This window comes from Psychroflexus torquis ATCC 700755, from assembly GCF_000153485.2.
Taxonomy (GTDB): Bacteria; Bacteroidota; Bacteroidia; order Flavobacteriales; family Flavobacteriaceae; genus Psychroflexus; species Psychroflexus torquis.
Window position 1 is genome coordinate 3,744,326 of the sequence record NC_018721.1, and the last position, 25,575, is coordinate 3,769,900.

The 25,575-nt window shown below is 33.1% G+C and carries 24 protein-coding genes and 3 pseudogenes; 12 read left to right on the plus strand and 15 right to left on the minus strand.

All coding sequences use genetic code 11. The features are described from left to right. Nucleotides 1–4: 4 nt before the first annotated feature. The 4 genes from P700755_RS16085 to P700755_RS16105 form a co-directional block, all read right to left on the minus strand. The gene (locus tag P700755_RS16085; protein WP_015025691.1) at nucleotides 5–439 is read right to left on the minus strand and encodes a type II toxin-antitoxin system death-on-curing family toxin; all 435 of its coding nucleotides are present in this window, start codon (nucleotides 437–439) and stop codon (nucleotides 5–7) included. Next, a complete protein-coding gene (locus tag P700755_RS16090; RefSeq protein ID WP_015025692.1) occupies nucleotides 439–1,467 on the minus strand; it encodes a hypothetical protein in 1,029 nt (342 codons plus the stop codon). The genes P700755_RS16085 and P700755_RS16090 overlap by 1 nt, the downstream gene beginning before the upstream one ends. Nucleotides 1,468–2,350: 883 nt before the next feature. Further along, entirely contained in the window at nucleotides 2,351–2,902 is a 552-nt protein-coding gene (locus P700755_RS16100; protein ID WP_015025694.1) for a hypothetical protein, read from the minus strand. After that, nucleotides 2,899–4,068, minus strand: a complete 1,170-nt coding sequence (locus P700755_RS16105) for a PDDEXK family nuclease (protein WP_041758465.1) — start codon at nucleotides 4,066–4,068, stop codon at nucleotides 2,899–2,901. The genes P700755_RS16100 and P700755_RS16105 overlap by 4 nt, the downstream gene beginning before the upstream one ends. Nucleotides 4,069–5,197: 1,129 nt before the next feature. Between P700755_RS16105 and P700755_RS16110 the strand changes: the two are divergent. Continuing rightward, nucleotides 5,198–6,170, plus strand: a pseudogene (locus P700755_RS16110) (IS110 family RNA-guided transposase). Between the two features lie 44 nt (nucleotides 6,171–6,214). On the opposite strand, the gene P700755_RS16115 reads toward P700755_RS16110, so the two are convergent. The 5 genes from P700755_RS16115 to P700755_RS21395 form a co-directional block, all read right to left on the minus strand. Continuing rightward, complete coding sequence (locus tag P700755_RS16115) at nucleotides 6,215–7,501, minus strand: type II toxin-antitoxin system HipA family toxin (RefSeq protein ID WP_015025697.1); 1,287 nt, start codon at nucleotides 7,499–7,501, stop codon at nucleotides 6,215–6,217. Further along, entirely contained in the window at nucleotides 7,498–7,812 is a 315-nt protein-coding gene (locus tag P700755_RS16120) for a helix-turn-helix domain-containing protein (RefSeq protein WP_015025698.1), read from the minus strand. Before P700755_RS16120 ends, P700755_RS16115 begins: the two co-directional genes overlap by 4 nt. A gap of 416 nt (nucleotides 7,813–8,228) precedes the next feature. Continuing rightward, entirely contained in the window at nucleotides 8,229–8,444 is a 216-nt protein-coding gene (locus P700755_RS16125) for a hypothetical protein (RefSeq protein ID WP_015025699.1), read from the minus strand. 233 nt (nucleotides 8,445–8,677) lie between these two features. Next, a complete protein-coding gene (locus tag P700755_RS16130; RefSeq protein WP_157609323.1) occupies nucleotides 8,678–9,325 on the minus strand; it encodes a hypothetical protein in 648 nt (215 codons plus the stop codon). A 100-nt stretch (nucleotides 9,326–9,425) separates the two neighbouring features. Next, a complete protein-coding gene (locus P700755_RS21395; protein ID WP_083858526.1) occupies nucleotides 9,426–9,548 on the minus strand; it encodes a hypothetical protein in 123 nt (40 codons plus the stop codon). Between the two features lie 317 nt (nucleotides 9,549–9,865). Here P700755_RS21395 and P700755_RS16135 point away from each other — a divergent pair. The 3 genes and pseudogenes from P700755_RS16135 to P700755_RS16145 all read left to right on the plus strand — a co-directional run. Beyond that, nucleotides 9,866–10,180 (plus strand): annotated as a pseudogene (locus P700755_RS16135) (transposase); the annotation flags it as partial. 405 nt (nucleotides 10,181–10,585) lie between these two features. Continuing rightward, nucleotides 10,586–11,089, plus strand: a complete 504-nt coding sequence (locus P700755_RS16140; RefSeq protein WP_015025701.1) for an antitoxin Xre/MbcA/ParS toxin-binding domain-containing protein — start codon at nucleotides 10,586–10,588, stop codon at nucleotides 11,087–11,089. Beyond that, on the plus strand, nucleotides 11,089–11,559 hold the full coding sequence (locus P700755_RS16145) for an RES family NAD+ phosphorylase (protein ID WP_015025702.1): 471 nt from the start codon (nucleotides 11,089–11,091) through the stop codon (nucleotides 11,557–11,559). Before P700755_RS16140 ends, P700755_RS16145 begins: the two co-directional genes overlap by 1 nt. A gap of 613 nt (nucleotides 11,560–12,172) precedes the next feature. Here P700755_RS16145 and P700755_RS16150 read toward each other — a convergent pair. From P700755_RS16150 to P700755_RS16165, 4 genes are all read right to left on the minus strand, one after another. Beyond that, entirely contained in the window at nucleotides 12,173–12,490 is a 318-nt protein-coding gene (locus P700755_RS16150) for an adenylate/guanylate cyclase domain-containing protein (protein ID WP_051007985.1), read from the minus strand. Between the two features lie 281 nt (nucleotides 12,491–12,771). Then, nucleotides 12,772–12,939 carry a hypothetical protein gene (locus P700755_RS20150; protein ID WP_157609324.1) on the minus strand — a complete coding sequence of 56 codons (168 nt, stop codon included), beginning with the start codon at nucleotides 12,937–12,939 and terminating at the stop codon, nucleotides 12,772–12,774. 606 nt (nucleotides 12,940–13,545) lie between these two features. After that, nucleotides 13,546–15,291 carry a DUF6029 family protein gene (locus P700755_RS16160; protein ID WP_015025703.1) on the minus strand — a complete coding sequence of 582 codons (1,746 nt, stop codon included), beginning with the start codon at nucleotides 15,289–15,291 and terminating at the stop codon, nucleotides 13,546–13,548. A gap of 1 nt (nucleotide 15,292) precedes the next feature. Further along, nucleotides 15,293–15,769 (minus strand): TlpA family protein disulfide reductase, encoded by a 477-nt coding sequence (locus P700755_RS16165; protein WP_015025704.1) that lies wholly within the window; start codon nucleotides 15,767–15,769, stop codon nucleotides 15,293–15,295. Nucleotides 15,770–15,878: 109 nt separating this feature from the next. On the opposite strand from P700755_RS16165, the gene P700755_RS16170 reads away from it, so the two are divergent. Genes P700755_RS16170 through P700755_RS16180 form a run of 3 tightly spaced genes read left to right on the plus strand, consistent with a single transcriptional unit; the run spans nucleotide 15,879 to nucleotide 19,415 of the window. Continuing rightward, nucleotides 15,879–17,600 (plus strand): T9SS type A sorting domain-containing protein, encoded by a 1,722-nt coding sequence (locus tag P700755_RS16170; RefSeq protein WP_015025705.1) that lies wholly within the window; start codon nucleotides 15,879–15,881, stop codon nucleotides 17,598–17,600. A 6-nt stretch (nucleotides 17,601–17,606) separates the two neighbouring features. Continuing rightward, a complete protein-coding gene (locus P700755_RS16175) occupies nucleotides 17,607–18,344 on the plus strand; it encodes a T9SS type A sorting domain-containing protein (RefSeq protein WP_015025706.1) in 738 nt (245 codons plus the stop codon). A 12-nt stretch (nucleotides 18,345–18,356) separates the two neighbouring features. Beyond that, nucleotides 18,357–19,415, plus strand: a complete 1,059-nt coding sequence (locus P700755_RS16180) for an Omp28-related outer membrane protein (RefSeq protein ID WP_015025707.1) — start codon at nucleotides 18,357–18,359, stop codon at nucleotides 19,413–19,415. 90 nt (nucleotides 19,416–19,505) lie between these two features. Here the strand turns inward: P700755_RS16180 and P700755_RS16185 are convergent. After that, nucleotides 19,506–20,120 (minus strand): annotated as a pseudogene (locus tag P700755_RS16185) (acetyl-CoA hydrolase/transferase C-terminal domain-containing protein); the annotation flags it as partial. Between P700755_RS16185 and P700755_RS19570 the strand changes: the two are divergent. From P700755_RS19570 to P700755_RS20905, 5 genes are all read left to right on the plus strand, one after another. Then, nucleotides 20,116–20,325 carry a PP-loop family protein gene (locus P700755_RS19570; protein WP_083858528.1) on the plus strand — a complete coding sequence of 70 codons (210 nt, stop codon included), beginning with the start codon at nucleotides 20,116–20,118 and terminating at the stop codon, nucleotides 20,323–20,325. The pseudogene P700755_RS16185 and the gene P700755_RS19570 overlap by 5 nt on opposite strands. 337 nt (nucleotides 20,326–20,662) lie before the next feature. Next, entirely contained in the window at nucleotides 20,663–20,821 is a 159-nt protein-coding gene (tilS, locus tag P700755_RS21400; RefSeq protein ID WP_157609325.1) for a tRNA lysidine(34) synthetase TilS, read from the plus strand. 83 nt (nucleotides 20,822–20,904) lie between these two features. Beyond that, a complete protein-coding gene (locus tag P700755_RS16190; RefSeq protein WP_015025708.1) occupies nucleotides 20,905–22,944 on the plus strand; it encodes a protein-disulfide reductase DsbD family protein in 2,040 nt (679 codons plus the stop codon). A gap of 210 nt (nucleotides 22,945–23,154) precedes the next feature. Continuing rightward, nucleotides 23,155–23,331 carry a hypothetical protein gene (locus tag P700755_RS20900; protein WP_245535958.1) on the plus strand — a complete coding sequence of 59 codons (177 nt, stop codon included), beginning with the start codon at nucleotides 23,155–23,157 and terminating at the stop codon, nucleotides 23,329–23,331. Between the two features lie 31 nt (nucleotides 23,332–23,362). Beyond that, nucleotides 23,363–23,497: an IS110 family transposase gene (locus tag P700755_RS20905; protein ID WP_245535959.1), complete on the plus strand. Its 135-nt coding sequence runs from the start codon at nucleotides 23,363–23,365 to the stop codon at nucleotides 23,495–23,497. A 1,248-nt stretch (nucleotides 23,498–24,745) separates the two neighbouring features. Here the strand turns inward: P700755_RS20905 and P700755_RS16200 are convergent. Next, nucleotides 24,746–25,282, minus strand: coding sequence for a DUF6934 family protein (locus tag P700755_RS16200; protein WP_015025710.1), 537 nt, complete (start codon nucleotides 25,280–25,282; stop codon nucleotides 24,746–24,748). Nucleotides 25,283–25,575: the final 293 nt, after the last annotated feature.

The window sequence follows — 25,575 nt, forward strand, 5'->3', positions numbered from 1 at the left end:
TCTTTTATTCGCTTAATGCATCTATAATTTTCAATTTTAATTCTTCATTAAAATCATCTTCTATTACTATTGAGCTAATTATCTCTTGTAATAATTCCTTGTCAATCTTATTGTCTGCAACATATACTGCAATATTTTCCATTTCTATAATGAATTTATCAATACAGTATTCAATTCCATTGACTTCGAGTAAATATGCACCTAGTGCAATTGAGGTTCTTTTATTTCCATCATTAAAAGCGTGAAATTTATTTACGGCAAATACAAGATGAGTTAGTTTTTCTTCGAATTCAGGATAGTAAAGGTCGTTTTGTATATGTTCTAAAACACTCTCAATTTTCCCGATTTCTATAATTCCAGAATTTCCTCCAGAATTTTCTATTATAAAGTCATGAGTCCGAATTGCGTGTTGAATATCAAAATAAATATATGTTTCCATTATCTATCTTTTAATCTTTTGAACACATCAATATTATTTAGAATTCTGTCTTCTAAATCCAAACTTTTTTCTCCTAAAAATTTGTCAAATTCCTCCGTTGTTAGATGTGTGATATAATTTTTTAGCTTTTCATGTAATGCATCTCTAAATGCCATATCTCTGCTAGCCATCAAACCTCTTACTTTTTCTCTTAGCGGTTCGTAAATAGAATTAGTTAGATTTTCAAATTGGTCGAATAAGGTATTTGTTTCAGATAGGCGTAATTTTCTATTTGCTTTCTCAGAATGGGTTTTTAAAAAATCAGAAAACCCATTTTCATAACTTGAGACAAGGTCTAACACTTCAGAATACATTGTAGACCTTACACTTTCTTTATCCTTTAATTTAAGTATTTGACGATATTCTTTTGCATCTTCTTTGAAGATACTTTTATAAACTTTATTTGTTAGTTGGGCGTATTTGAATTTATTTGGTTCTACATAATTATCCAAAGCATTAATTAATTCTTGTCTATAATTATGCTCTTTTATTGCGCTGGATAAAAATTCTTCTTCTCTTTGATTTATGTACTTTGTATTGCCTCCAAGTTTTTGATTTATAGCGTCTATTACGATATCTAAAATAAAAGCTCTTAATAATTTAGCTTTCTCACTTTCCGTTAAAAGCATGCCTATATTTAAAAAAGCTCGGAATGTAAATACACCAAGAGAAGGTGCTTTTTGAAGTGATTTATCTATGTTAGCGACATTCGTGTCGTTGACATAAGCTACTTTGAACTCTTTCAAGCGGTTAAACTTTAATACTTCATAACCAGATTCCTCAAATTCAGACTTATTTTTTTCTATATATCTATCAACAGTTCTCTCATCAATTTCAAAGAATTCCGCCACTTGCTTTTTAGTAAATCGATACTTACTTTCGAACATTATTCCTGGAAAAGAAATTTCATTATAAATAATTTCTAAAGCATAATTATTATTGAGAATATTTCTTCTATGTAAGTTAGATGTTGTTAAATCTTTGTTCATTTTGTAAAGTTACGATTTTTCTTTTTTTCGTAATGTTGGGTAACGTGTTTGTGGTCGAGTAGACAAGGGGAATTTCACCCCAAGCCTCTCACAGAACCGTGCTTGAAAGTCTCCCCTCACACGGCTCTTCTAATTTAGTATACAAATATAAGCTCATCCTTTTTCAAGTTGGCAAATTGTAAATTAAAATTATCTCATCCCTTTGCTCCAGTTCCATTACACAACCTTCAACACTACTACGAATGAGTCCGCCTCTGCTTACAACTTTGGTATTCTATCTCTCGATTGTTTCGATTGAATATTTCCCTTTGACTTGTAGCGAATCCTAATACGGTAGCCTTACACAAGTCTATCATCCATAAGCAGATTCCCAAGTTCCATAATTAAGCCCAAGTAAAGTTCTTGCCACCTGAATGACGCCAGCCTTACAGAAAATAAATAGGTTATCTCTGTAATTAATGTTATTGCTAACATTACTTTTCACTCCGTATCATACTCCGTAGCTTTTGACTGAAAATAGCAACTTCTCGACACCTCGTCAGTGGTTTACTTTCGTTCAACTCCATTACTCACACCTGCTAATCTCTAGGACTAGATTCTCCTAAACGCTCAATACCAAGACTATTAATCAAAGCACCTTTAGGTGGTTTAAAGCCATCGCCTATACAACGACTCTGATGGATCTACCATCATCTTATCTACAGCATGCAGCCAGTTTAATGCCATGGCTGATTCTTGGCACACTATGGCAAGTAGGGCAGTAGAAAGCGATAAACTTTCAAGTTTGCACTGAGCCAAAGCGTTGTATTTTGTTTTTAATTTATTCATTCTTAAAAGCCAAATTAAAAATTTGGCGGTGTTTGTAAATATCACTGAACTTTCGTTAGACTTTGATCGCCCTATTTGCTATATACAATGTTATAGCCTTTTTTAATTTTTCTCTGTATTTATTTTGTCCACCAGAACCAGGAAAATCAATTAATTCTGAGTTTGAAATGTTGATGTTATTCTCTTTTAAAAACTCAAAGTTTGCTCTGAAAACTGTGGCGGAAATAAGAACAATAATTGTTTCAGATGTTAATAATTTTGTAATACGTTTCAATAAGTTTTCTTGCCCCTCTTTTATTAACTTAATTTTTTTAGGCGAGCTATATTTTTCTTCAAATGGTTCGTTTAATGAGTCAATTAGATAGAATCCGTCATTTTTAAATTTCTCTAAAAATGTCTTTTTAATTGAACGAATTTCTTTAGTTGTAATGCCTAATACAGATTCAGGATATATAACTTTCATTGTTTCTAAAAAGAGACTGTCTTGTTCTTTAACATTTTCGAAATAAAAGAATCTATTAGAATTCGATTTTGGTGGTGTTTCAGAAATTAGTAGATATTTAATCTTTTTCGGTTTATATTTTATTCTTGCCTGTTCGATTGTCATAACGCAGATTTTATTTTTGAAATAACATCTTCAAAATCATAGTTTTCAAAAACGTAGATTAAGTCACATCCGTTGTCTTTGCAAAGTTTTTGTTTTTTCTTATCTAATCTTTGTTGTTTTTTAAATGATTCTTCTCCTCCAAAAAAGTCAACGGGTTTTTGATGCTGAACTCCTTGATACTCTATTCCTATATTTTTGTTTGGAAAATATATATCGAGATGCTGTCTTTTTAGCCAAAGCGGTTTTCCGTGATGGACTACTTTTTCATTTTGAAATTCGTTATGGATTTTATAATATAATTCGGTCTCACTAATCCAGCCTTCTCCTACAAGTGGTAAATTCTTTTCACTACGAACTGTATTTTCAGATTCTCGAATAATTTCTTTGAATTTGTTATGCAATGCAACTGATACTATGTAAGGAATTGTATCTCTTTTGAAATACGGTGTTGTCAACGGTGCTCCTGCAAATAAGTAATGATGATATTGTTTTGGATAAGGATATTTTGAATTTTGAGTTTTTTTGTACTCACTGTACCACATTTGGTAATCAGATTCATTTGTATAGTATTCTTTTAATTCCTCAAAATCCTCTTCGGTTATATTTCCATAGTCAAATTGTTTAAGAAAATATTCGGTGTAATTTATTTTGTTTTCGAAATGAAAATCTTTTAAGAAAATACTAATTAATTCAGTGACCTGTTCAATATTTTCGTTGCCAAATTTTGTTAAACCACTTTGGGAGCCTAAAATTTGAAGGATTTCTTCTCCACGGATGTCTGTTTCTGTACAATTACCTCTTACATAAATAATGTCTTCAATACTCCCACATTTTCCTTCTTTTAGATAAATCCAAGCATTATCAAAGTCACTAATATACAGAAAAGCGTCTTTTAGCCACGCTGAAATGTATAAAGAGATTTTTTCATTACTTCCATAAAACTTGTAAATTCTCTCAAATTTATTTATTAGTGGTTCTATTTTTTTTCTCTTAACAAATTCCTTAACGCTTTTGTATAAATAGACAAAGATGTATGAAAGATTTTCCTCAATCTCAATTTTTTTACCTTTTTCTAATGCAGATACAAGTTCGGAATAGAACTCTTTTTGCTTTTTAGTAGCAGAAGATAATGAGGGGTAATATGTATTCCATTCAGGTACTTGCATTTTATTTATCGAATTGGCTATAACGTGATGTGGTCGAGTAGACAAGGGGAATTTCACCCCAAGCCTCTCACAGAACCGTGCTTGAAAGTCTCCCCTCACACGGCTCTCCTAATTTAGTATACAAATATAAGCTCATCCTCTTTCAAGTTGGCAAATTGTAAATTAAAATTAGCTCATCCCTTTGCTCCAGTTCCATTACACTCCCGATCGCTATCGGGATCTTCACTACTACGAATGAGTCCGCCTCTGCTTACAACTTTGGTATTCTATCTCTCGATTGTTTCGATTGAATATTTCCCTTTGACTTGTAGCGAATCCTAATGCGGTAGCCTTACACAAGTCTATCATCCATAAGCAGATTCCCAAGTTCCATAATTAAGCCCAAGTAAAGTTCTTGCCACCTGAATGACGCCAGCCTTACAGAAAATAAATAGGTTATCTCTGTAATTAATGTTATTGCTAACATTACTTTTCACTCCGTATCATACTCCGTAGCTTTTGACTGAAAATAGCAACTTCTCGACACCTCGTCAGTGGTTTACTTTCGTTCAACTCCATTACTCACACCTTGCCAACCTCGTGGATTGGATTCTCCTAAACGCTCAGCACCCCCGAGGCTTCGGGGCTCTTTACAACAGAACCTTTAGGGGGTTTAGAGCCATCGCCTATACAACGACTCTGATGGACCTACCATCATCTTAATTACAGCATTCAACCATTTTATTTATTGCCATGGTTGATTCTTGGCACACTATGATTTTTTGCGTTGATTAAACAACTAATTTAGTAAATACAAATTGAATAGAAAATCCGCGAGTCCCGACGCTTCGGGATTCGTAAGTAAAGAAGAACTAGCAATTAATTATACACGTCTTAAGTTTACAATTCATTAAATTTAGATATAAATCAGAAAGCACCAAAGAGAGGAATAAGGTTAATATACACGCAGAGACTATGATCTCGTCAATCCTGAAGCCTCGGGAAAAACCCCCTCTCTTTTCTACACAGATTTCGAACTCCCGATATCTATCGGGAGTATCAGGCTTTAGACCTCGATTTTAGCCTGTGCTGAGCGCAGTCGAAGTATTGAAACTCGCGTAGTATGTACTTTCAAAAAAAACATTTTATTATGATTAAAAATATTAAATATTTTGGAATTGACATTAGTTATTTAGTGTTTGATGTTACAGATTCTGATGGTAAATATTATCAGTTTAAAAACAATGTATCAGGCTTTAAAAAGTTCACAAAGCTCTTAAAAACAGATAGTCATTGTGTTATGGAAGCCACCGGTTATTACCACTACCAACTGGCTTACCATTTACTTGAATCTGGTATAAAAGTATCTGTAGAAAACCCATTAGCTGTAAAACGTTTTATCCAGATGAAGTTGTCAAAAATCAAGACAGATAAGAGCGATTCAAAACTTATTTGTGAGTATGCTCAGAAGGTAAATCTAAAACTGTGGAAGGGAAACACAAAAGATGAGATGGAATGTCTTCAAATCACCAGAGCACTATCTGTATATACAAAGCAGAGCACCATGTTAAAAAACAAATTACATGGAGAAGCTGTTTTGGGAGAGCCAAGTAAAGCAGTTGTAAGGTCCTTAAAACAGAGTTTAAAACAGCTTACAAAAGAGATGAAAACCTTAGAGGATAAGTTGTTGGTTTTAGTAAAACAATCACATCAAGACCTATTAACTCGTTTAAAAACTAGTCCAGGCATTGGACCTAAAACATCAATTATGTTAGTGGTTTTAACAGGTGGTTTTGATCGGTTCACAAGTGCAGCAGAACTATGCAGTTATGCTGGTCTAACACCGGTGATTAGGCAAAGTGGTAGTAGTGTAAAAGGACGCCCTCGAATAAGTAAAATAGGCAATCAAAAACTTCGTAATTTATTATTTATGTGCAGTTTTAATGCTTGTAAATACAACAAGGCTTGCAGAGATCTTTACGAGCGAATAGTAGCCAAAGGAAAGAGTAAGAAATTAGGCATTAACTGCGGTATGTAATAAGCTCTTAAAACAAGCCTTTGCCATCGCAAAATCAGGGTTGATATATGATAAAGAATATAAAAGTACTCTAGTGAAAAATTAATGAGTTTTTACTTGTTTTTTGCCACAGTACTTTGTTAGCTGTAGTTATTTTACTTTATATGGAATGGTTTTTAATTTACTAGCTATATAATCAGTGGTCTTTTTTGAGATATTTAAATCTTTAGCAATTTTTCTCCAATTAAGAAAACTTAGATTTATTTCATTAATTATTTTTTTTGGGTTTTTGATAGAATACTCGTCTGCTACGTGAAGAATATCTTTTAGATTGAAGTTTTGATTTTTACCATTTATTGAGAGGAAATGTGGTGTGATTCTATTAAAATTCTCATTATAACTAAATGTTAAATCATAGGCTGGAGATAAATTCCATTCTCCATTCTGTTTCATATTGAATCCGAGATTTTTAGTATGGTCATCTACGTTTTGACCAATTACATTGAAAACCATTATCTTAAATAATTGTTCCTTTGAAGAATAATCCAAATTTATTTTATTTAATATTGTAAATATTTGTTCATAAGAATAAGTGTCCGGCAATTTGAAATTCATTCCAGCAAATGCGTGTAGGGTCTGAGTATGAATCTTTTGTCCATTGATGCGATCAAACCTTTTAGTCATAAAGTAAAAATCATTTTCAAATTCTTTTAATTCTGAATCCATAATGATAATTTTAGATTCTTTTGCCATTAGGTAATATGCATATTCAATTTTACCTCTTTCTTTATCAGAGTCTAAACCTATGTCTCTATTGAATTTTAGAATCCAACTATCTTGGTTTTTTGATGGTAAGTTATCACCTCTATAAATATCCCCTGTCTTATTATCAATATTAATTAGAACTTTTGGTTGAGCTCCTCCTGGAGATGTTCCTATGTGGAAAAGGTTTGCCATATTGTCAATATTAGCTACAGGTTCATTTTTTAGTAGTGATATTGATAATTCATTTAGTTTTTTTAAGTTTAATATTTTAGTGCTAGTTTGTTCATGTTTAGCAGGTACAAACTCAAGTGCTCCCATTCCTCTATTGCCTATATAAGCTAATTTTTCTATTGGGGTAAGATCTCTATAATTTTTACCTTCTTTCTCGAGATATTTTGAGAATAATTCAGTACCAAATTTATCAGGTAATGAATCTGATATAAAAAGAGGAAGTCCTTTATTCGTGTCAAATAATAAACTGCCCTCACTACTATACTCTAATTTTTGAATTGAAGAGATTATTTTCTTTGTGGTAGGGTTTATTATGGGGGACAATTGAATTTTACTTTGAATAAATTTTTTTGCGTATTCAAAAGTGCTAGTTTTCTTTGTTTCATTCCAAATAAGAACTCCAACAAGATTTTCCCATATAATTACTTCTAATAGATTCATTTTTTATATCCCCCTCTTTTTTTTTTCTTTTTTTCTTTTTCATAAATTTCCATAGGAGTTAATTCATACTCTTCCTTTTTTAGAAAGAATTCAAATTCATCCAAAAATTCAAGAGATCTAGAAATTGAAATTAGTGAAGCTATCGAGAAATTTCTCCCTTTTTCGATTCCTGCAATGGAACTTCTGCTCATACCAGTTTTTTGAGCTAATTCAGTTTGCGATAAGCCAGCATCTACGCGTAATGAGCTAAGTTTTTCTCCCCATTTTCGTATTAACTCTTTATCTGAATAGCCGTAATATCTATTTTCCATATTCAAATGTACTACAAATAGGTCAATAAAGCAAATTAATATAAGTAATGTCCTTTTTATGATACAATTTTAGAAATAACTAATATAGGAATAAATGAGTTAGTTTAAACTACAGCCAACGTTTATGTATAAGGTTAGTTGCGTGGTTAAGTAACTAAATTAGTAAAAATTGAACGAACCAGAGGAAATTCCGAAGGAATTTCCAAGTAGGCTAGAACCAAGCAATTAATTTTATACGGTGTTGGCATTTCGTTATTTTATTCCGATTATGTATTCCCATTTCAGCATTTCAGTTCATGTTTGAGTGAGTAATTCATTACACGTTCTGATATTCAATTCCGTTTGAGTGATAAAATCCGCAATAGTTTTTAGTCAGTTTTCGAGTTCCGTCAACTTGTCCAAACCCAGATATAAATTTATTTATCCGTTTTCTTAATGTTTCGAAAAAACACAACATATAGTCCAGTAATGAAAAATCCGGAAACAATCAAAATCGTTTCAGTATTTATTTGTTGTTGGTGTCCTGTGTCATTTCCAATGAGCATTTTGATAATAACAAACCATAATGCCAAAGCAATAACGAAGAAAATTATTCTTTTATTCAGAGTTAGGTTTCTAATTTTTTCTATCATTTTAAATTGTTTTTTAATTTGTTCGCAATGAATGCCAACGTTTAGTATATGGCAAGTAGGGCAGTAGAAAGCGATGAACTTTCAAGTCTGCTCTGAGCCACATTTTTATATTTTGTTTTTAATTTATTCATTTTAAAAACCAAATTAAAAATTTGGCGGTATTGGTAAATAGCACTGGACTTTCTTTAACCGTTGAACGCCCTATTTGCTATATACAGTGTTACCACCTTTTTTTATTTTTCTTTCATTTGTCTGTGATATAATAGCATTTGGGGCAATAAGAATATCGACATAAAGAAACTTGCTGGCGGTATTTTGTCAAAGCCTTTGATTACTCCGAACGCTGCAATTAGTCCAACAACTGAAACAATAACTACGGTATTTATTCTTAGCGCCCATTTTAAATATCCTTTCTCTTGCCAAACGTCCCAACTATCAATTGCTCTGCCATCATTCTGTCTGATAATTGAGCGTAATAAGTTTATAAACTTCTGAGAGTCTTTCATTAGTAATTTACCGTTGCTAATATTTATTTCCCTGTCTGAAGTGATTATTTTTCTTAGTAATTGGTGTTGGTCGATTACAACTGTTTTAATCTCTTTTGCAGGTATTGCTTCTATTGCGGAGTAATTAAAAATGAGTTTCTTTTTCCATTTGAAAATCAGGGTTTCATCATTAAAGTCAACTATTAAATCTCCCTTGGCGAAGTAGTATATCAGGCCTGATAGTCCTGCAAACATTGGAATCGAAACAATCCAAAAGTAGCCTTTAGGCATAAATTCTAATCCTGCAAACAAAGAACCTAATAGTATAACAGGTAACAAAAAGACTATGGTAATAACCCTTGATTGATTAAATATTGTCAGTTTGTAGCTCTTCATTTTAATTGGTGGTAACATCCGTATAAACCCTATTAAAATCTTCAATATTGGGTATATATCTATTTAGGACGTTGTTTTATTTTCATCTAAACTAACACTTTCATACATAGCATTCAATGGTTTTGTTATTCATCGCTAAAACTCTAATGTAAATTTCTGTCGCTTCGGAGCTATTATGACCTAAAGCGGCCTGGATATGTCTTAAGCTTGTTACCAGTTCCATAGGGGTTGTGGAAAACTTATGACGTAAAGTGTTTGGGATGTTCCATGACTAACTGTTGATGCTTTTAAAGCTTTGTTATACATACTTTTATCTTTAGTTGCTTTCGTTATTTTTAGTCATAAATTAATTATGCCTTGATCACCTAAATTAGTTAAAACAGACTTTAAAAAACTACTTTTTTAATCATTTAAAGGTATTTAACCGTTAAGAACGGATAGCCTAAAGTTATGTCCTCGTGGAGATGTTGTGAAAAATAAATGCAAACTTTGCTTAGTAATCCGTCGAGTTATGATTGTTGTAAGATTATCAAAAAAACCACACTAACACTCTCCAATAAAGAGTTTATACGGCGTTTTCTACTTCATATTCTTCCCAAAGGCTTTACTCGAATAAGGCATTATGGGTTTTTGAGCAGCAGTTGGAAAAAAGAGAAGTTACCGCTATTGCAACTGCAATTAGCAGATAAAAACTTGGCACACATAATAACCTTTGCCACTCAAGAGAAATCCTTACATCGCTATTGTCCGAGTTGTAAAAAGGAAACCTTAATCACACTTTTCACCCTTGACAGTCGTGGGCCGCCCAAGGGTTACAAATACATTTTAAAGGATAAACTGGAATGCAAAAATTAAAAAACACCATTAGCAGAGTATTACCCAAACTGAAGGAAAATGATAAAAAACAGCAGATTCTCACACAAAAAAATCGTGATCTCCATAAAAAGCACCTTATGTTAGATAAGCAACTGAATAAAAAGGGATGCAAAGCACTCTAAAAATGACCTTCTCCTTTTGTAATGTTCTTGCCAATTCATAGAATTCTCCCTTATTTAAAAATTCCGGATCAGTCAACAAATCATATAGCTGACTCCATTGAGCCTGCCTATCGAGGCCTGTCGAAGTGTTGGCCTATTGGCAAGCCATACGCTTAGTTATTGGCAGTAATTATATTTTAATCAATATTTTTTTATACCAATTAAATTCGAAACAATAAATATCATTGTATATTTACAATGATATAAATGTAAATATACAATTATGAATGTTAAGGTGAAATCAGAAGATTCAAATAAAAAGAAAGGTGTTGTAAAAGCTAAAGTTGCTAGAAAAGAAAGGAATCCAATTAATCCTACTAAATTCTCACCCTCTTGGGTTGCTGAGCACTCTAAAGATGCTCCAGGATTTAAAATGGAATTAATAGGTCGTATCAGAGAAGGTGTTAAAAAGGCAGATTGGAAGCAGTTAATACATTACACGGATTCTACTGAAAAAGAGTTTGAACATATACTTCCAGCATCTATTAGTAGTATGCAAAAGAAAACTGTTTATGGTAAGGAAACTTCAGAACGAATTTACGAATTGGCGAGATTATTCGGATTAGGTTATGAAGTCTTTGATTCTAAAGAAGACTTTAAGAAATGGTTAATGACGCCATCAAGTACTCTTGGTAATAAAATACCATTTGAACTACTTGATAGTAGTTTTGGTTTTGAAATGGTTGAAAGTGAAATTACCAGAATTCAGTATAACGTTTATAGCTAATGATTGTATATAGAATAGCTAATGTTAAATATAAAGATTTAACATTATCGGGAATAGGGGCTGAAAAGGTTGGTGGTAGATGGAACGAAGTTGGAACACGAGCTGTTTATTGTTCAGAAAATATTTCATTAGCATTGTTAGAGTATTATGTTCACTCTGAAAACATTGCATATTTGCCTAAAGAAATATTAATTGCGAAAATTCAATTTCCAGATGATTTCGCAATAAAGGAATTAAAAGAGCTTCCTGAAAGATGGAATCAGCACCCATATTCTTCTAAAACAACAGAAATTTTCACAGATTTAGCAAAAGATCGAAATGTTTTTGCATTACGTGTACCATCTACTATTATTGGATTAGAATCAAATATTATCTTAAATCCTTTGTATATAGAATTTGGGAAAGTAGAAGTTATAGAGTTCATTAAATTACCTATTGATATAAGACTTAAAATAAATAAAAGAGAATAAATTAATTAAATGCTATTATTCAGGATGGGTCATAGTTCTGAGTAGCGTTTTGTTCACACCTTGTTTTTACTGGTATTTAGGCAGGCTTAATGTTACTCATTCTTGCATCTAAATTAGCAATTTGTTTTTGAAGTTCTATGACCTTTCTATTCCTTTTTTGGTCAAGATATTCATAAACAGTAGGAGGATTCTAGTGTTGCTTTTTGTAGAGCATATTCCAAAGTATGGTGGCTAATTTTCTTACAGTAGCAGAAACAGCTACAGTCGTTTGACCACTAAAGGATTACAAAAAAATCATAAGGATACACTAGAATACAAAAATTAAAAAACAGTTCTAAAAAGAGCCTTAGCAGAGTACTACCCAAACTGAAGGAAAATAATAAAAAACAGCAGATTCTCACACAAAAAAAACGTGATTTCCCTAAAAAGTGTCTTATTTTAGATAAGCAACTGAATAAAAAGGGATACAAAGCACTCTAAAAACAACCTTCTACTCTTGTAAGGTTCTTGCCAACTCATCGAATTCTCCCTTATTTAAAAATACCGGATCAGTCAACAAATCATATAGCTGACTCCAATGAGCCTGCCTATCGAGGCCTGTCGAAGTGTTGGCTTATCGGCAAACCATATGCTTAGTTATTAGCGGTTGTTTCTCTATTTTTTTGGCAATTGAAAAAAGGATTACTTTCTCCTCTCTTCCTCTCAACTCACTTTCGCCAATCTCAGTCAAATCGTACGTCTTGTTAAAATTCAATTTTGAAATCAATTCCTCTGAAATTGATATATCTGTTCCAAATTCGTTGCAACTGGCCTGTATTCTTGCTTTGGTATTCAAAACATCTCCTGTGAAAAATATTCCCTTCTTTAGGACTCCGATTTCACCAGTTGTGACTTTTCCGTAGTGAAATCCGACTTTAAATTCCGGAACCAACCCAAAGTTTTTGATATAATTTTCTGATAGTGTCTGGAAGGTTTCTTTGATTATAAAATAACAATTAATGCAATTGAGATTATCTAAACCCTTCTTCAGATCCCAGGATACTATAATACCAAATTATACCAAATTAGACCTATAATGACGCAATAAATCGTTTTACCGATACGAATTCGGCACAGGCTTTTTTCGCCTGCTTTTCATCAAAAATAATTACCGTAGTTAAGGCTATGCTAGTTATTTCTGATTTCAATCAATCAAAAAACAATTCAATTTATTCATACGGCATTATAAATATAATTTGGTATAATCTCATCGCCTGCATATTGATAGACCTCACCAGAGGTTTGAATGATGGTCTCTGTTGTCTCAGCATAATACGTGTTGGGCAGCCGGAAATATTCCACATGCCTCAGCTGCTCGGCAATAGTAGTAGATGACTTCATATCAAGAAACATAAATATCCGCTCCTCCTCGGGTGGGTGCTGATTATTCCGCTTTTTTCGATCAATACCTTCATTATGTTGAAATCCCTGTTCTTGAATTTAGAAAGAATAGAAAAAGAGTTGATGTGCGTTGGAAAGTACATGCAAAGGGTCTCCAAATGCCTATTGATTCAGGTTTTGTTGGAGATGAACAAGTTTATCGTTTGCAGGTCTCTCGGGATTGGTTTAAAGGGAAATCAAGATGAAAGGCTTACCGAATTTAAAAATTGATGTATTTCATTTTTATGTAGACTTTAATTTTTTAGATGAAGAGTAAATGCAATTCTAAATTCTAGATTATTAAGTTTGAATTATTAATTTTTCTGAATAGTTTAGTGCATTTAGAAACGGTCATTCCATGCAAGCGAAAGCGCGATAGGGAATCTCTTGTTGCAACCTAAATGTTGAATGAGAACCGAAACTCAAGTTTCCGTTAGAATAAGATTCCGTATAAAATTTCTTTATGAAATTTTATACGGAATGACAGTTCAGGTTTGGATTGTCATTCAGTGAAAACGAAAGCGCGACAGAGAATCTCTTGTTGCTACTGAAATGTTGAATGAAAACTTAAAATGAAGTATTAAAATTTAATGTAAACCCAGAACTTTCGGGTACAAATCTACACACTCCACCAACACAAACTAAACCACCACGTTGTCTCCCAAAGTTTACAGCAACCCGGTACGGGCCTTTTCGAAAAGCGCCTCCTACATTTATGTAATGAATTTGTTCACTTTCTTTCTTGCTTCCGTAATTCCATATATCCCAAGTATAAACGGAAAGGTTTTCATTTAAGTTGAATTCAAGAGTACCACCAACCCAATCTTCTCTATCACCAACCGCCCACATTTTTTCAAGCTCTAGGCGAATGGATTGTTTTGAGTTGAAATTGTAAGTAGCTTCACTTGTTATGATGTCTGCTCGAACCAAATCCCCACCACCTAATAATCGTTGGTCGTAATATTGATTGATGTAATTGAAGCCCAAATGCCAAGTATCATTTAGTTTCTTTTTAATTTCGATACTGTAATCGGAGAAATATTTATTTCCTACGCCAAAGAAATCTACATCATAATCTGGTGGATTAAAGGTGTACACACCCGGTAAATTATACCAAGTGGCAAAATTTAAATACACATGTGTTCCATATTTTCCTCCAAAAAAACTCTTTTCCTTAAATTCATAAAAGAAATCAATTTGACCCCCAGTTTCTCCAGCGCGCATTACTTCTGGATCTTCAAATAAGGTGTTTTGTTGTGCTTGAAATACATAAATATTGGCAAGTAGGGAATGATGTTGTTTGGTTAATGCTGGGGCAAAATTGATAAAACTTTCCAAATAGTCAAAGCTTGAAGATTGGTCACCTTTAAAGTCTGTATAAACAGCGGGTTCTCTAGGAGTGAAAAAGCCCATATTTTCTATCCTGCGTAGGCTTACATCTAGACCCAAGCCTGATTTGGAGTATCCAAAATTAAAAGTAACTGCACTACCAGTTTCAGCAAAGTCATCGGTAAGACTGCCTTGTGAATCCAAAATACCGTCTTTAGACTTGTAGTTGACTTCTGCATTAGCATAAAATGAACCCAGTAAGTAATCTGCACGAAGTGAATATGCATTAGTAAGATCATCAAAAACAGGGTTTTCTAATTGTATATAGCGGTTTAAAGATTCATACCTTCCTATATAGCTGAAACCAATACTTAAGTCTTGATTTTTCTCATATAAATTGAGGTATTCTGCCAAAAATATATTGGCATCAAATCCAAATAAATCTCCTGAACTAACTCCAAAACCGGAACGCTGTTTTCCGTAAAAAGCCGTAAAATCCATATTGTAGTTTGGGCTAAATTTAACCCTTCCCCCTCTTACAGCTGAGTTAATTCCTAAAGCTCTGTCCTCCCAAGCTCTAAAAATCATTCCATTACCAAATTGTTCGTAAAAATGTCCTAGGGTAACATCCCATTTTTCATTTTTATAATTTACGTAAAAGATTCCTAAATTAGTCCCTTCAAATTGTGGATTGTAATTGAGTAACGCATTTTGCTCGTAGCCTTCAACTTGTATACCAGCTGTCCAACGTTTGTAGTTGTAATTTAAGTATAGGTAATTATTAGATCTAAACGCATCATCTGGGACAATTGCACCTTCGAGCCCATTGTCTTCTATGTAATATTGCATGTTAGACTCTATTCCGCCATACAAACGGCCGTAATCTTTTTTTTCCTCTTCATTTTCAGTTTCTTGCGCAAACAGGAATGCGGAGTTTACTAAGGCAAGCAAAAGTAATGTCGCCTTGGATAAATATTTTAGCATACTAAAGGGTTTTCAAAGATTGGTATAACTCTTCTTCCGCACCTTGGGTGTAGCCGTTGAAAATGAGTTCGATTTTTTGATTTTTTACAACAACCATATAAGGAATGTTGACAATAGATAGTGCGCGTTTTAAATCTTGATTGGTGTCCATTAAAACTTGGTAAGGCCAGTTTTTCCCATTTAGAAGCGGTCTTACTCTACGTTGCGTTCGTGAATCATCTGTAGAAACTGCAATTAGTTCCATGTTCAATTCTTCAGACCATTCTGCGTAATGTTCGTTGATGGCCTCTAATTCACTAATGCAGGGTGCGCACCAAGTAGCCCAGAAAGAAAAAATATAAATCTTATCCACCTCATTGAAATCTTTATTGATGTGAACAGGTTTGTTTTGTAAATCTTTTACAATAAGATTAGGCATTCTGTCTTGCGAAAAGGATTGAAAGCTTGCAAAAAGAAAAAGAAAAATGATAAACCGCATAACGTAAATTGTTTAATTGATTATTGAAGAAAAATTTAATTTCTCAAATCAACTAAAAATTAACTAATAAAACGCTATGTTTGGAACTTAAATTATAAAAAACATAAACATGTTAAAAAAATTACTTGTAAGTTCAATATTGTTTTTTTTAGCTTTTCCAATGCTTAGTCAGAGTATTGTGAGTACGGATCCAGAAAACAAAAAAGCTATTTTAGAGGAGTTCACTGGTGTTAACTGTACTTTTTGTCCACAAGGGCATGCTATTGCAAATGCGATAAAAGAAAACAATCCAGATAATTTTTTCGTCATCAATATTCATCAAGGTGGATTTTCAACTCCAGGGCCTGGTCAACCAGATTTTAGAACTCCATTTGGAGATGATATTGTAAATCAATCTTTTTCTGGTGCTGGTTTTGGCTATCCTTCTGGAACAGCAAATCGTCAAAATTTCCCAGGAAGAGAAATGACTAATCCTGGCACTACTGCACTTGATAGAAATGTATGGACAATTTCTGCAAATGATGTTATAAATCAGTCTTCTTACGTAAATTTAGGTGTTGAGGCTTCAATTGATGTAACTAATAATGAACTCACTGTTCATGTGGAGGCCTATTATACAGGTGATAGCCCTGAAAGCGTTAATAAATTGAACGTTGCTTTATTACAAAACAAAACAACAGGCCCACAAGTTGGTGGAGGTGTCGGAGACAACTACGTTCACATGCACAGATTAGTTCATCTATTAACTGGACAATGGGGTGTTGATGTTACTACAACAACACGAGGTAGCTTTATTGATGAAACTTTTACTTATACTATTCCTGCAGATTACAATGGTATATCAGCCAACATATTTGATGCTGAAATGGAGGTAGTCGTTTTCATGACTGAAACACGACAAAATATTATCAGCGGAAATGGAGCTTATGCAACTTATACTAGATTAGCTAACTCTAATGATGCAATAGTAAAGTCTGTTGAAGAATTTGATGAACAATGTGCAGGATCTATATTACCAAATTTTGAATTACAAAATGTAGGTTCAGATAACTTAACTTCTGTTGATATTGAATATTCAATAAACGATAATACTCCTCAAGTTTATACTTGGACCGGAAATCTTTCTACTCTTTTTACTGAAAAAATTGAATTGCCAGAGATATTATATGAACCAGAAGCCACAAATCAGTTAGTTATTTCACTTCCAAATGATGATGATAACACAAATAATGAAGGGTCTACCAGCTTTAGCTTAGCAGAGGTCTTTTTAAGTAATCAACTCAATTTGACAATTCAACTCGATGAATATCCAGTTGAAACTACTTGGAATATTACAAATTCAGCTGGTGATGCTATTTTTTCTGGTGGGCCTTATAGTCAGGGAAATGGGATGGTACAGCAAACACTTGATTTACCTGAAAACGATTGTTACTCATTTATTATTCGTGATGCTTTTGGAGATGGTATTTGTTGTGAGTATGGAAATGGTTCTTTCACACTTGAAACCCGAAGCGGAGAATTGGTTATTGGAGGAGGGAATTTTGGTTCTCAAGCAAAGAAGGTTTTTAGTAATTACAATACTCTTTCTACTGCTAGTTTTGATACCTTTAATTTCAGTGTGTATCCAAATCCAACTAATGGAATCATAAATTTATCAGCGAACGAAAATTTTGATTACCAAGTATTTAATCTTCAGGGTAAAAAAATACATCAAGGTCAATCAAATTCACTTTCAAAACAAATAAATTTATTACGCTTTGCAAGTGGTGTATATTTTATAAAAGTGAACATCAATGGTGTTTCTAAAACTCAGAAAATAATATTAAAGTAAATTATTATGAAAATTAAATTTATTTGTTGCTTCCTTTTTTTAAGTGTCTCAATTTCATATGCTCAAATGTCTATTACGACACCTGAACGTGGTGACCCTATTTTAGACGGAGACGTTTCTGAATTCGACACCAATATTTTTGAAGATGCTAAACTAAAGTTTGTATTAGGTAACACCTCTTCAACCGAAAGTATTCAGATTAAAATAGAAGTGGTTTCATTTACCAACACAGATGGTACAAACTTACAGTTGTGCGTTCAACCATTGTGTTTCCCTTCGATCCAAATAGGACTTACTTACCCTGATAGTCCAATTATTCTTGGTCCTGGAGAAGACAACGGTGTGGATGATTATTTTGTGAACACAAATCCTGGAGACGGAGAGAATTATCCTATGGAATACGTCTTGCGTTTCTTTACGTTAAATGATAATGGTGATGAAGTGGGGGATGATATAACCATAACTTATTTGTATGACCCAGATCCACTTTCAAGATCAGATTTTCAACTTTCAGATTTAGGAATTGAGCTTGAAAATACACGAGTTAATCAGCAAATTTCTATGTCATCAAGTACTCCTGCCAAGATGGAAGTTTTCAATGTTTTAGGCAAGAGTTTAAGTTTGTTTGAAATAGGAGTTGGTTATAATACATTTAATATGAGTGATGTTAGTACAGGTTTACTTATTGCGGTGTTTACCACTAACGATGGTAGAAGGGCAGTGACCAAATTAATTAAACTCTAATCTTTTTTTAGTATGATTTCAAAATTCTTAGGTTTCACGTTTTTATTTTGCACGGCTATTGTCTTGTCTTCCTGTACTGAAAAGTACGAAACTATTGAAGGTATTTCAGGTATTTTCATAAAAACTAGTGCCAGCTCTATAGTAATGGGAGAGGAAGTTACTTTTGAGGTTAACACGGAAGGTAGTGAAAGTTTAGATGTAACAGGTGAAGCCAAAATACTGGTCAATGGAGAAATTTTAGTTGGGAACTCATTTAGTACAGCCGAAGTTGGGGTCTATGAAGTTACTGCGAGCTATCTAAATCTTGAATCTTCTATATTAAACATTGAGTTTTATGATGACGGTTCGCAAGTTATTTTTAAAAAACGAGCTTTAATTGAAGACTATACGGGTACTTGGTGTGGTTGGTGTCCACGTGTTTCTTTTGGAATGGAATTAGTTGCTAATCAAAGTGATGCAGTTGAGTTTGTTGCCATACATCGCGCGCCAGCAGGAACACAAGATCCTTTTAATTATTTAGAGGCAGGTCCTTTAGAATTATTGATCAATACCCCAGGATATCCAAAAGGATTTATTAATAGATTGACACAGTGGGATTTTCCAGAACCAGATAATACGGGTCAAGTCCTAGATTTTACGCAAGGAATCAATCCTAGATTGGGTATTAAAATGTCTTCAGATTTGCAAAACAATACTATCGATTTAAAGGTGGAAGTACAATTTGCAAAAGATTTTGAAAACACTAGATTGGTTGTTTATCTTTTGGAAAACGCACTAGTCTACCCACAAGTTAATTATACTTCATTTTATGGTAGTGTAAATCCTATTTCCGATTATGTTCATAATTATACCTTACGAACTATCTTAACTGATATTTTAGGAGACGAGATTGCATCTAGTGAAACCCAAACTGGAAACTCTTTTGAACGTGATTTTAACTTTCAAGTTCCTGATGTAATAGAAGATGATACACAAATTGATTTTGTTGCTTTTATTGTTGACGAAGAAGGGAATGTAATTAATGTTAGAAAAGCAAGTTTAGGTGTAAATCAAGAATTTGAAATTGAGTAAAATCAGTTTATAATTTATAGTGTACAAAAAAATACCGCCTTAACTTAAGGCGGTATTTTTTTGTACACTATTTTGCTTTTAATTCAGGTATTATTTACTAATATTCATTACTAAATATAGTTTAAGATCCTCCAAAACTTTTAAAAGCAGCTTTTCAAGTCTTTCTCTATGTGTTGGATGTGTAATAGAAATCAATGCTTTGGCCTGTTGTTTTAGGTTTTTTCCGTACAGGTTTACAACGCCAAATTCAGTGGCTATATAATGTAGATGTGCCCGTGTTGTAGTTACTCTTGGGCTCTCATTTAAAAAATGGAGTAATCTTAGAAATTCCCTTTTTAGTAATCGAAGACATTGCGATTATCGCCTTTGCACCTTCAGATAAAGAAGCACCGCGAATAAAATCCATTTGTCCCCCAACACCAGAAAATTGTATTTTTCCAATGGTATCTGCACAAACTTGATCGGTTATATCAATTTCAATAGCAGAATTAATAGCCGTTACTTTCGAGTTTCTTCTTAAAATTCCGGTATCGTTGGTATAAGCTGGTTCTTTAAAATGAACCATAGGATTATCATCAATAAAATTGTATAATTTATATGATCCTACAGCAAAGCAAGTTACAATCTTTCCTTTTTTCATTACTTTATGTTCACCCGTAATCACTCCTTTTCAACGAGAGGATGAACGCCGTTAGAAAACATGTCATTACTTCCGTTTAGCAAAAATGCCATTCAGGACGAAGCTGAAAAACACGGATGGGATTGGAGAGAAGAGGCGTCTAACCAAAAAAACACCTATTTCAGAAATAGAATTTGCAATAAAGTGATTCCGTTATTGGAAGAGGAGAATCCTAATTTACTGGTTTCTTTCCAACACACCTTAAATCATTTGCAACAAATAACCTTCTAGAGGACTACACCATTTTATTACGAAAAGAACTTATTTCCAATTAAAAAGATTTTTATTTTTTAAGCCTAGACAAACTTAGGAAGTTCCCAAATCCTAATGCAGTTTTGCACCAATTGCTTCATCCGTTTGGATTTACTGATTGGGAAAGTGTATAAAATTTGATAAATGCTGAAACTGGAAAGCAGTTATTTTCGGATCCATACGTTATAGAAAAAAACAGAAATGAATTGATAATTAACTGTTGATTTATGTGAATGAATTAGATTAAGTTGTTAAATTTAAACATTCAGTTTTACAGATTGAAAAAGTTGAATGAAAAGAAAAAACAGCAAAAAGCATGACTTATGGTGATGCTGAAAAGCTTGTGTTTCCGCTTTCGCTTCGAAAGGTAAACAAGGAAGATATTTTTGTAACTTTGGGAATGAAGGGTAGCAAAAAAGTAAATCATTTTCTATGGGATGAAAAAGTTCCGACCTCTATTAAAAAGCAGACTTGAATTTTGTGTTCAAATGAAGCCGTTGTTTGGGTGGTCAATCATCGTATAAATGAAAAATTTGAAATAACCGAAAAAACAAATAAATGCCTAAGAATAAGTTGTATAGAAGCATAATTTTCGCCTTTGTGAGTTTAGTTTTATTGTCGAGTAACACATTAAATGCTCAATTTGGGCAATCCAATGCTGCAGAAGAAAATTATCTATCTTTTCAAGTTGAGGCAGTTCCACTTGGCGAAAACGTATTTGAACTTCAGATAAAAGCTTTGATTGCGGAAAATTGGCATTTGCCCTCCCAACGTGAAATTCCTGAAGGAGAGAATGGACCTATTCCAACGGAATTCACTTTTGTCTTTGAAGGTGATGCGTATGAAATAATCGGTAAAACTACAGAACCTAAAGGGATTGAAAAATTTGATAAAATTTTTAAAACAGATTTAAAGTATTTTATAGATGAAGCTGCGTTTACCCAAAAAATAAAAGTAAACAATGCAGATGAAGAATTCTTATTGGACATACTTTTCATGATTTGTGATGAAGAAAGATGTCTGCCACCAGATGTGGAAGCTTTTCAACTAAAATTCGATTTAGAAAGACAAATGCTTCAAGTTTCAGGACAAGAAATTGAAGTAGATGAAGTGGACCAAAAACTAACCAACTCACTTAAAATTGACTTAAAAGAAGACCGCTTTACACTTGCTGAAAAAGAAAGCGAAGAGAAAGAGAGTAATGCTACTATTTTTTTATTGGGTTTTATTGGTGGGTTTATCGCTTTGCTCACACCCTGTGTATTTCCCATGATTCCCTTAACGGTTTCCTTTTTTACCAAGGGGGCAAAAACCAAGAAAATTGGATTAATCAATGCTAGTATGTATGCCTTTTTTATTGTGGCGATCTACTTGATTTTAAGTATCCCATTTCATTTGTTAGATTCGGTTAATCCTGAAATCCTGAATAATATATCAACCAATACGTACTTGAATATATTTTTCTTTTTAATTTTCTTGGTATTTGCATTTTCCTTTTTTGGATATTTCGAAATTACACTACCCCAATCTTGGAGCAATCGCCTAGACCAAAAAGCCAATAGTGTTGGTGGACTTATAGGTGTATTTTTTATGGCACTTACTTTGGCCTTAGTTTCTTTCTCTTGTACAGGTCCTATTTTAGGTTCTTTATTGGGCGGTTCCTTATCTGGAGATGGGGGAGCAACTCAACTTTCTTTTGGAATGGGTGGTTTTGGACTAGCATTAGCCTTGCCATTTGGTTTATTTGCTTTATTTCCAAATTGGTTGAATTCCTTGCCAAAATCTGGTGGCTGGATGACTTCTCTAAAAGTAGTTTTGGGTTTCCTAGAACTCGGTTTAGCCTTTAAGTTTTTATCTAATGCAGACATGGTACAGCATTGGGGCTTTTTGAAAAGAGAGATATTTATTGGGATTTGGATTGTAATTGCCATAGCAATGACCTTGTATTTATTTGGGAAGATTAGATTTCCACATGATCCACCAAAACCAATTATAAAACCTGCTCGTAAGTTTCTAGGAGTCTTAACCCTAGCTTTTGCTATTTATTTAATTCCAGGTTTAACCAATACCTCGTATGCTAACCTAAAGGTGTTGAGCGGTTTTCCACCACCTATGTTTTATAGCATTTACGATAAAGAAACAGATGGACCGTTGGGGTTAAAAGCCTATAAAGATTTTGATGAAGGAATTGCTGTTGCAAAGTCTGAAAACAAACCTGTTTTAGTAGATTTTACAGGCTGGGCTTGTGTGAATTGTCGTAAAATGGAAGAACAAGTTTGGAGTAATCCACGTGTTTACAAAATGATAAAAGAGGAGTATATTTTGATTTCCCTTTATGTAGATGATCGAAAAGAATTACCAGAAGAACAGCAATTTAATTATGAGCGACCCAAAGGCGGTGTTAAACAAATCAAGACCATAGGCGATAAGTGGGCTACTTTTCAAACAGTAAACTTCCAAAATAATTCACAACCTTTTTACGTATTGATGGATGCCAATTTTCAAATGCTGAATAAAACAGCCGCTTACATGCCAGATGTAGAAGACTATTATGCTTGGCTAAAACAAGGTTTAAGTGAATTTAAAGGTGAAGAGTAGTTACTTATAACTTATTTATCTTCTGTTATTTATAACGGGTATTTACAAGGGGTTTAAATCCCTTGTATTTTGTTGAATTGATTTCTATGCTGCTTTTCACCAAAAGCCCCAATTGGGTTATAAACTTGAAAATGCAATAACGAAATTAAAACGAAGCGATAACTCTTTTTTTTTAAAATCAGTTTAGAAAATTATTGATATAGTTATCGAATGAGCATTCGAATCGAAGCGAGAATCAAATTTTTAAATATTCAGGAAAAAGAAATCAAATTGGACATAGCAACATTACTTAAAAGTCACCCAGAGGTAAAGACAAGAGTAGATACTATCTGTACTATACCTGGAGTAGGAGAACTGACTGCTGTAACGGTTACTTGCAGAGACTAATGGGTTCGAACTCATTAGAAACAAGAAGCAATTGACCAGTTACGCTGGTTTTGATGTCAAGGAAAAACAATCGGGAACATCAATAAAAGGTAAACCTCGAATATCAAAGAGAGGCAACAGATATCTAAGAAAATCCATGCACTTTCCATCTCTATCCTTCTGTTAAATATAACAAATCGCATAAAGACTTATATGTTAGGATCGTATCAAAAAGTGGAATCAAAATGAAGGCGCTGATTGCTGTGCAGAGAAAAATGCTTGAACTTATTTTTGTGATAGATAAAAACCAGAATCCCTATGAAAATGACTATCATCAAAAAAAGGTACACCACACGAATGCGGAGGTACCCTTGCAGGCTAACATATAGTTGCCTTCAGATATCAATATTAATTAAATAAATTGAAATATCACTTGATTATTAACACAGAATCTATCGGGATAGCTACGGTTTAAAATTTTAACGCAGAGAAAGGGAAAAAGAAAGAGTTAAAAACTTGAAAAGCTATGTGTTTTGAGTATAAGTATAAATTTTGAAGATTTTGTATTTATTATAAGAACCACTGAACCGTATAAGTTTGCTTATTGATTAATGCTTTTTTACTCTACTGTATTGCCATTTTTCGTGTTCATAAAAAATTTAGCTTCAAAATTTTGGCACGTATTGATGATTGCCTTTCTTATGAAAGTGGGCGTGTACTTTGAGCGTTTTGTTATACTAACTACTTGTATTCAGAGAGATTACTTTATGATTAGTAGGGAATTGAATTTTCAGGCCTCAATAATTTATGAGATATCAGTTTTTTCTGCAAGGATTTTTATTTGGAGTGATAACTACTGGAATACAGACAGTAAAAAAAGACATTAGCAGAGTACTGTCTAAGCTGAAGGAAAATGATAAAAAACAGCAGATTCTAACACAAAAAAAGCGTAATCTCCTTAAGAAGTGCCTCATTTAGATCAGCAACTGAATATAAAGGGATGCAAAGCACTCTAAAAACAACCTTTTCCTCTTGTAAGGGTCTTGCCAGCTCATTGAATTTCCCCTTACCAGCAATCCCAGATCAGTCAACAAATCATATAGCGGACTCCACTGAGCCTGTCGAAGTGTTGGCCTATCGGCAAGCCATATGCTTAGTTATTGGCTGTAGTTATTTGTGAAAAAAAAAGCCCACTTAAAAAAGTGGGCTCTATATATTAAAGGATATGCTAAATCTTCATTCTTTTGCTAAATTAAAAGCAATAGAAAGTTCTTTTCTAAAAACTTTTGCATCGCTTTCAGTTCGAATGGATTTAGATAAATTATCATTAACTATTCTATTAGACTTTTAGCAATAGAATTAGAAATACTACCTTTAGCTAAAGCTTTAAGGTTAGTAATCTATTTTGAACTGTTTGTCTCATAATACAAATATATTAATTATTTAGAGAAAATATGTAATATCTATATAAATCTCTAGCTTTTCTATTTAAATCAAAAGGTTCTGGTCTTGGTTTAAAAAGAGGTAACCCATCACTATCTCTTTCAATGTCCGTGTCATTTCTTAAAAGTTTAACATACCAATCAACACCAACAGTAACTATTGAATCTAATAGAGTATCATTATTATATCTAAACATTCTATGATAAAGATATGCTCTTCTTTCATCAGAACCATCTATTCCAATAGAATATTGTTTATCACTATTATCTTCCAAAAACGTAATAGCAAAAAGAAGTATAGTCGAAAATACTTTATTTATATTTTTATGACGTAAAGCAATTGCATCATCTATATCATTGTCCTCTCCTAAAGGTCCAAATGCTAAATTAAAGACATTGGGCAATAAAGGGTCAGGATGCTCACTTATTAAAACGTGTAATTCTAAATTAGTATTATCCTTAAGTTCAGAATTGAATGTAAATCTTTTTAAATCTTCACTTGCTGTAATCGCATCAAATGTATCATCCAAATCAATTTTTATTATATTATAACTTCTGTTTTAATTCTGAGTAATTGATTTTCAATATTTTGAAAATCAATTACTTATATTCATTATTTTCAGATGCATTTTTCTTTTTTTCGATGCCTAAAAGTTACCTTAAAGTAATTATTTTCCTTCCCAAAAAAAGAGGAATTATAGCCAACGTTTGACAGTATGAAATCGTTGGTGATTGCGAGCTACTTACCTGTCCAGTAACACCGAACTTGATGTGTGGCAGAATATTTGAATAACCACTTAAACCCCAATGTTTTATACCGCGT